Annotated in this window: 1 protein-coding gene; it reads left to right on the top strand. The window is 64.7% G+C overall.

What is annotated here, in order from left to right:
* Positions 1-22: 22 nt before the first annotated feature.
* A partial coding sequence (locus DEQ92_RS21540; RefSeq protein ID WP_394338716.1) for a PQQ-dependent sugar dehydrogenase occupies positions 23-575 on the top strand: 553 nt, incomplete at its 3' end.

Raw genomic sequence — 575 nt, 5'->3', positions numbered from 1 at the left:
CGCCGGGTGTGCTGGCGCACCCATCGATGGCAGCGACGGAGGCGGTGGCTGCGGCGGTAACGACACGACGACAACAGTCCCGCCGGACGGAACAACCACAACCGACTCGCAGGACCGACCCGACGACTCGGATTCGCTGTCGGGTCTCGAAGTCGGCTACGAGACGCTCGCCGGTGGCTTCACCTCGCCCGTCGATGTCGCCATTCCCGAGGCGTTCGACGGGACGAAGCGGTTCGTCGTCGACCAACCCGGCCGTATCTGGTTGCACGACGAATCCGGACTCCGGAGTAACCCCTATCTCGACATCACGGACCGCGTCGTCGACGTGGGTGGCTACGACGAACGCGGCCTTCTCGGGCTTGCGTTTCATCCCGAATTCAGGGACAACGGGCGGCTCTATCTCCGATACAGCGCACCGTCTCGGTCCGGAACGCCCTCGAACTACAGCCACACTTTCGTCCTGAGTGAACTGACGGTCGACCCCGAAGCGACGACCGTCTCGGCCGACTCCGAGCGAACCCTGCTCGAAGTTCCCGAACCGCAGTCGAACCACAACGCCGGCGCTATCGTGTTCG

Origin of the sequence: Haloferax sp. Atlit-6N (genome assembly GCF_003383195.1) — an archaeon.
Classification (GTDB): Archaea; Halobacteriota; Halobacteria; order Halobacteriales; family Haloferacaceae; genus Haloferax; species Haloferax gibbonsii.
This window is presented reverse-complemented; position numbering and strand designations above follow the sequence as displayed.